The sequence below is a fragment of the Streptococcus mitis genome (assembly GCF_005844455.1).
GTDB lineage: Bacteria > Bacillota > Bacilli > Lactobacillales > Streptococcaceae > Streptococcus > Streptococcus mitis_BF.
Map to the genome: position 1 here is coordinate 1 of NZ_SPGF01000097.1, position 3,493 is coordinate 3,493.

2 protein-coding genes and 1 pseudogene are annotated in these 3,493 nt (G+C 38.3%); 1 reads left to right on the plus strand and 2 read right to left on the minus strand.

Going from position 1 to position 3,493, the window contains the following annotated elements; genetic code table 11:
• Both FGQ53_RS12170 and FGQ53_RS12090 read right to left on the minus strand, forming a co-directional pair.
• Positions 1–2,798, minus strand: a 2,798-nt coding sequence (locus FGQ53_RS12170; protein ID WP_138338868.1) for a Rib/alpha-like domain-containing protein, incomplete at its 3' end; no start/stop codon positions are given.
• Between the two features lie 244 nt (positions 2,799–3,042).
• Positions 3,043–3,237 (minus strand): hypothetical protein, encoded by a 195-nt coding sequence (locus tag FGQ53_RS12090; RefSeq protein WP_138338871.1) that lies wholly within the window; start codon positions 3,235–3,237, stop codon positions 3,043–3,045.
• On the opposite strand from FGQ53_RS12090, the pseudogene FGQ53_RS12330 reads away from it, so the two are divergent.
• A pseudogene (locus FGQ53_RS12330) lies at positions 3,198–3,493 on the plus strand (transposase); the annotation flags it as partial. The gene FGQ53_RS12090 and the pseudogene FGQ53_RS12330 sit on opposite strands and share 40 nt — an antisense overlap.

The following is a 3,493-nucleotide window of genomic DNA, read 5'->3' on the forward strand; positions in this document are numbered from 1 at the left end:
GTTTCGTATTCAAACTTCGTTCCGTTTGGCAATTCTGGAACGTTGCCGATTGATTTCTTAGGATCTGGTGTTTCACCTGTTTTGACTGTTTGATCCTTACCTTTTGGTTCGTTGCTATCCGCTTGGGTCGGAGTCTTCGTGACATGAACCTTCACTGGAACTTCATCTGTAGAACCGTCTGGGTAAGTCACAATCACCTTCGCATCTTTATCGCCTGGCGTTTTGGTATCAACCGGTGTTTCGTATTCAAACTTCGTTCCGTTTGGCAATTCTGGAACGTTGCCGATTGATTTCTTAGGATCTGGTGTTTCACCAACATTGACCGTTTGGTCCTTACCTTTTGGTTCGTACTTATCCTTAAGCGGAAGAACATTGATGGTAACTGTCTTAGGTTCTGCTTGATGACCTGCTTTATCTTTTGCAGTAAAGGTAATTGCGCCCTTATCTGCTAAAGTGGCTCTCATAATTGTCACTTTCATGACTTTCTTATTAGCTTCGTTAGTAAGATATTCAATTTTAACACGACCTGCAATGATATCTTTTCCATACTTAGCTTTAAGATCATCTAAACCTAGATCAACTTCATTTTCGTCTTCAACTGTAACCGTAAAGGTAATATCTTCATCCACTTTAACAGTCTGTTGCTCTGGAGTGACGGTTAATTTGGGAGCTGTATTATCAGTTTTTTTCGATGTAACGGTTACTTTAACATTCACATCATCAACAGTACCATCTGGATAGTGAACTTCAACAATTCCGTCTTTTTCACCTGATGTTGAGGTGTCTGGTTTATGACCATCTTTCCATTTATACGTTGACTTTGATGGCAATTCATTTGTATTTGCAATGCTATCTTTTGCATCTAATTTCGCGTGTTGTTCAACAGTCCTATGCTTAGCTTCTGGTGAATACTTAATATTATCTGGATATGTCTTAACTGTTACATTAACTGGAACTTCATCCTTCGAGCCATCATCTGGATAAGTCACTATTACATTACCTGTAATAGCACTACCTGGTTTTGCATCAGCTGGGATCTTAACAGTTACTTCCCCAGTGTTTTGATCAACTGTAATAGGCGAATTAGGTTCGGTCTTATAAGTTGTTCCTGCTGGAATTTGCTTCTTATTTTTTTCTTTGATTTTAAGATTTACTGTATCATTTGGATAGCCTGAACCATCATCATACTGCGGCGAATATTCATCGGCTTCTTTAGGTAATTTAGAAACATCTACAGTTGCAATTTTACTAAAGTTATAAATACCGCGACCAGCTGGATGAGACATGCCTCCGCCAGCTTCCCGAGAAGTCAACCCAACCGTTACCCAAACTTTATTGACTAGGTCAGTATCCTCGCGAAAACGGGTCCCCCAACCCATCCAATCACCAAATTGACTATCAACATTAGGAAGCTGACCTAACTCATTTAACTCTTGTCTATTGATTTTTGTATCAAAGTTGTAAATCCGAGTACCTGATTGACCAGATGAAGCGAGCCAATCTTTAAAACCATATTTAGAGTAGTATATGTGTTTCTCAATATTATATTTTTGCCCTTTTTCTTTATCAGTACCAGTACACCCTAAACGATAACCTCCTGCCCATTCTGTCATCATTTTACTAGATGGCCCTAATATCTCAGTTTCTTTCCCATTAACCTTAACCTTACTAGGATTAAAAAGCTCTCTAGATTTTGTAGGCCATTTATCTATATCACTTGGGTATCCTTCCTGCTTTTGCAATATCCCCTGATAGCTCACGCTATGGACAGTCATATTCTCCGGCTTATGTAAACCACGAGAAGTGGTAAAAAGATAGTAAGGTCTAGCAAAATCCTTAGCAACCCCTGCAAAAGTTCCAGTACCATTTCCTTTTACAACAATCTGCCAATGAATAACATCCTGTTCTCTATCATACTGAGCTCTGACACGAAGCACTTCATCTGCGTAGTTGCTATTTCCACCAGGTTTTCTTGACCAACCGTTAGAAAAATTAGCATCACCTTCCTGATAGGTAACTTCAGAAACGCCATTCCTCCAATTCGCACCACTAATCTGACTTTTACCAGTTTCAGCCATTGTTTTAGCAACACTATTATCTTCTAATTTATCATCTAGTTTCCAATCAGCGTCTCTTGTTTGTGAATCAGACACAGATCGATCACTTCCTATTAAACTCGAAATTTCTGTTGTTTCAGGAGCAGACTTGCTCATCAAATCGTCTGCTACATTGTTGCTAGACTCTGTTTCTGATACCTTTTCTGCTTTAATTTCTGTTGTTTTAGGACCTGTTGCAGCTTCAGTTCTTTGTGCTAGAGCTTTTTCAACTTCAGCAATCGTTTTCTCAAGAACTTTTTCTGTTTTTGCAACAGTTTCCGAGCTTGCTTTGTCATCTGAAAGTAAATCCTTCACCGTACTTAGTAAAGTTTTAGCGTTTTTAGCAACTTCTCCCTGTAAATCGCTTTCCGCAAGCAGTTTAGTTAATTTATCATAGTATGCTTGCAACTGCGTTTTGTCTACTTTAGCAGTAGGAGCTTCAATAGTTCCCTCAGCAGTTGAGTCAGAATGTCCTGTGCCCGATGGTTCTAAATTAGGTGCAGACACTTCCGTAGCATTTGCTGTAGTAGCTGTAGTATCCGCCTGAACAACACTAGCTCGTGCTCCTAAAAACATTAGTGCAGCGACTGCAACCGATGCAGCACCAAAACTATATTTACGAATAGAAAATCTCAAAATTCGCTGATTCGCTTGAGATTCCATTCGTTTAACTCGACTCAATGGATTACTCTTGTTTTCCATCAAAAGGCCTCCTTATATGATTGTATTAATTAGTAATTTATACCAAATTAGAAATAATATTCCAAACTGATTCCCCATTTATAAGCTGGATTATTATATTCATTTCCTTGATATAAGACTACACTCTAATTGTAAAATTTAAATGCAAAAATGTCAACTGATTTGCCTGTGATTCGAATGTGACAATGTATTTGCTAAGTCGAACGTGAAAATGTTTTAGAATTTGTGTCGTACTACTCTAATTTCAATTAAATATGCATTCTCCTACAATAAAACGAGCTTGGGACAAAAGTCTCTTGTCTCCAAAAAAAGCAACGGATTTGCCGTTGCTTTTTTGCATGGTTGCGATAGTCTTGATAAAATAGAATTGCTCAATAAACCATTTAGAAAGGCTATCCCATGCATATTCACTATAACACAAATCAAACAACTTTACCACTAGAAATCAGTTCTTTCTTGCCACAAGACCATCTCGTTTTTACTATTGAAAAAGTAGTGAATACCTTGGAAGATAGCCACTTCCATGCCTTCTATCATGCCTTTGGTCGCCCATCTTATCACCCTAAAATGCTTGTATCTGCTCTTCTATTTGCCTATTCACAAGGGATTTTCTCTGGGTGAAAAAATGATGATTGAAAATCTGGCTATGCAATACCTAACAGGGCAGTTAGTTGTCAGCTACCGCACCATCAATC